Genomic DNA, 3813 nt, shown 5'->3' with positions numbered 1-3813 from the left:
AAAGACGGGCCAAGGCAAAATCCGCTTCGTGATAATTATTTTTAAGTTCCAACGCTTTCCTTAGGGCCTCTTCGGCTTCATCTAGCTTATCAGCATCCAAATAAACTTTGCCCAGTGCTGTCCTGATTACCGGGTTGGAGGGCTCTAAGGCAGAGGCCTGGCTAAAAGCTTTGGCCGCCCAAATTTCGCTTCCCTGCGTAAAAAATCTTATATCGCGATAAACCATGCCGAGGGTTTCCCAGGCCGCTACGCAATTAGGGCAATTTTTCGCGGCCCCCTTGGCCCAAGCAATGCTTTTGTCAATCGCTTTCTTGGCCGCCTCATCATCCCGGAAGCCAACCGGCCTTAAAGCCTCATCCCTCATTTCATTAAGATAAATTCTGGCTAGATGGATTTTGTAATCAGGCCGATGAGGATTTAGCCGAGCGGCTTTAATCAGGTTGGCTTCCCCGCCGGCCCGGGCGTAAAAATCGGCCAGCCAATACCGGCAAACAAATCCGGCCAAAACCAACCAGGCAAAAAAAAGAAAAAATGTAGCCAACCTCAACGCTTTAAAAGAAACTCCGTCTTCATCCAGTTTTAATTCCTTAAATGCCGGCCAGCGCGGATGCTGCCGGCAGGAAACCATTAGAAGCGCGAGCGCCAACCAAAACAAAAACAGGATGGCGGTATTAATATAATAAAAAAATTGGAAAAAAATTAAAACCACCAGGGCGGCAAACAAAAAAAAGGGCAAATCGTCGCCTTCTCCCCGCCCCTTTCTTTTTAAAAAAATAAAGGATAGATAGAGAAAGGAGGAAAAAATCAAAAGGTAGCTTAAAATCCCTAAAACTCCCATCGTTCCCAAAATTTCCAAAATATAGGAAGCGCCTCGGTCAAATCTGAATCGCCAAAGGTCAGTGTTGTTTAGGCTGTTCGGTCTAAACGAGGAAAAAATATAGGAAAATGTTCCCGGTCCGCTGCCTAACATTATGTTTTTTTCCAAAGCCGGAGAAACGACCAGGGCGGTGTTTCTGAAACCAAGGTTTATTTCCGGGGAAAGATCCTGGCCGGCTAAATATCTGTCAATTCCCCTTAAATTTGAAGGAAAGATTAAAAAAACAGAGGCCAAAAGAATAAGGAAAGCAAAAAATAAAATCCTTTTTTTGCCCAACTCCCCTGTTTTAAAACCAGCCTTTTTTAACTCCCAAAAAACAAAAAGGCAGCCGATAATCCCCAGCCCCCACCAAACAAGAAAAAAATCCGTTATGGCTAAAAAAATCAAGGAAAGAAATAAAATTATTCTAAACAGCCAAAAGCTTATTTTGCCTGCCCCGTTTTGGCGGTGGCCTGCCCCGTTTTGGCGGTGGCCTGCCCCGTCTTGGCGGCCGAAAAATATCATCCCCGCCAGAAGGGCAATCATGGCAACGCTGTAAATAGCTAACATTTCCGAAGAATTGCCAAGAAAATTAAACTTTAAGGAATAAAAAATATTTGCTTTCTGCCAAATTTTATCCCATAGCCCGAAAAGCGAAAAAAAAGCGGAAAGAAGAATTAAGCCATGGGAATAGAACAGGAGTTTTAATAAAGAAACGGGAGCCAAGCGCCCGCTCACATTAGCCAGATTAACAATTAAAAAATAAAAAATGGCTAAAGCCAAGAGGCCCAGCCAAGAGTTGCCGGCGTTTCCATAATAGCCAAAAAACGAAGAAAATCTATCCTGGCTAAAAATACTAGCTAACAAGGCAACGGCCAAAAAGGTCAAAATCGGAATATCAAGAGGCGTACGCTTAAATATGATTTTTTTCTCAAATCCCGCCATTTTTACCAGCCACAAGACAGCCGTTAAAATTACCGCCAGCCAAAGCAGACCCTGCTTGTTGAATTCAAAAAAATCAGTCGTCCAGGGCAAAAAAAATAAAGGCAGGAGAAAGACCAGACCTTTGATTAAATAAATAATTAAGCTATCTAAAATGGAAGCGAAGCGAGAGGACATAATTCTTAAAATCCAGAAACATTATTAAATTATCAATTTTCAATTTTCAATCAATTATCAATTCCCAAATTTTCAAACTGATTTTTTGATAATTAATTAATTGAAAATTCATTGATAATTGTAAATTGAAAATTTTTATTATTTTGATTTTTAAACTTTACATTTCTTTCCCCTCCCTCGCTCCTCTCCCCTCAAACATATCTTTCAAAAAAACGCCAACAGCGGTGGCAACGGGCAGGGAAATAATCGCCCCGATAATTCCGGCTACTTTGAAACCGACCAGCAAAACCACAATGCTTACAATCGGATTCAAGCCCACCACTTTTTGCATCAATTTCGGCACAATAATATGGTTTTCCATTAGCTGGATGATGTAATAAAGGCCCAAAGTAAACAAAGCCAGCATGGGCGATTGGGTAAAAGCCAAAAAGACCGCCGGAATAGCCGCCAAAATCGGCCCCAGATAAGGAATAAATTCGGTCAGTCCGGCAATCAGGGCCAGGGTTAAAGCGTAATTTACCCCCAGGATAGAAAGGCCTAAAAACGTTAAGACGAATATTATTAAGGAGAGGATTAATTGGCCGCGGAGCCATAAGCCGATTTTCCTTTGCATCCGGCTGGTAAGCTGCATAATATAGGGCTGGTACTCCTCCGGAGCCAAAGACCAGATAATTTTTTTCATCGCGCTTTCTTCAACCACCATATAAAAAGTCATCACTAAAATCAAAAAGAAAGAAATGACTCCGCCCATTATTCCGGAAACTGTGGAAAAAACTCCGCCAGCCGCCTTGTCCAAGTTCGTGCCAAAATCGCCTAAACCGCTTTTTATGCTGTCCAAAATGCCATGCTGATAGGCGTATTCTTTGAAAGCGGTGGCCCCGGAAATTACTTTTTCTAAATAATGGGGAAAGGTCACCGATAATTCTTTAATCTGGCTGGCAATCGGGGGGATAATAAGGTAAAGGGAGGAGCCAATAGCGATAAACAAAACAAAATAAATAAGAATTATGCCTATTCCGCGGGGTATCTTCTTCCTGCGCATCCAATCAACCCAAGGATCAAGGGCGCTCGCCAAAATCAAAGAAATAAAAATAATAACTAAAATTTCCCTTACCAAATACAAAAAATAAAGGGCCAAAATAATAAAAATGGCCTTCACGATAGTTACCGTGGAAATATTGATATTAACGGGCTTTCTATTTATTTCCATATTGATATTTTTGCTATGAATTACAAAACAATAACCGCCTGCCCCGCTCCTGCGGCGGCCTGCCCCGCGAAATAATGCGACGGCCGAAAGCGGTGATAAAAAATCTTTAATTTGTATTATTTATTTATATTATAAAGCATTCCTAACAATAATACAATAAGCCTGTTAGCGTTTTCAAATTAAATATGTTATAATAATAAATAAATAAAGGTTGGGGATAATTGCGAGAAGCAAAATAAAAAAAATGCGGCGCAAGTTAAATGGTTATCAAAAAAAATAAGCTAAAAATAAAATCAAAGGTCGAAAAATATTAACTAATTTAATTAAAAATCATTATGGACAAAAAAATTTACGCCATAGGAATGATTGCCGTGCTGGTTATTTCGCTGGCAGCCCTTTACATAGCCAATGCCGGTCCCGGCAAACTGGAGGCGGTTTTGGATGAAGTGACCCAAAGAATAGATGGCGAACTTCAAACTTTAAGCGCCAAAGTCCCTCCTTATGTCTATACGGGGAATCCGATCGGCTATGTGATTGAATTTGAAAACGGGGTTAAATTCTATTTTGCCGGAGACACTGGCTTGACTTACGATATGAAATTCGTAGTCGGGGATTATTACAAAGCGGA

3 protein-coding genes are annotated in these 3813 nt (G+C 40.9%); 1 reads left to right on the top strand and 2 read right to left on the bottom strand.

Translation table 11 applies throughout. From position 1 onward, the window contains the following. A partial coding sequence (locus PHQ42_05300) for a tetratricopeptide repeat protein (GenBank protein MDD5072117.1) occupies positions 1-1975 on the bottom strand: 1975 nt, incomplete at its 3' end. 157 nt (positions 1976-2132) lie between these two features. Then, positions 2133-3185: an AI-2E family transporter gene (locus PHQ42_05295; GenBank protein MDD5072116.1), complete on the bottom strand. Its 1053-nt coding sequence runs from the start codon at positions 3183-3185 to the stop codon at positions 2133-2135. 335 nt (positions 3186-3520) lie between these two features. On the opposite strand from PHQ42_05295, the gene PHQ42_05290 reads away from it, so the two are divergent. Continuing rightward, positions 3521-3813 (top strand): hypothetical protein (locus PHQ42_05290; GenBank protein MDD5072115.1); only part of this gene is annotated, 293 nt, incomplete at its 3' end.

Source organism: Patescibacteria group bacterium (genome assembly GCA_028711655.1).
GTDB lineage: Bacteria > Patescibacteriota > Patescibacteriia > Patescibacteriales > JAQTRU01 > JAQTRU01.
Note: the sequence above shows the minus strand (reverse complement) of the source record. Positions and strands in the feature narration are given on the sequence as shown.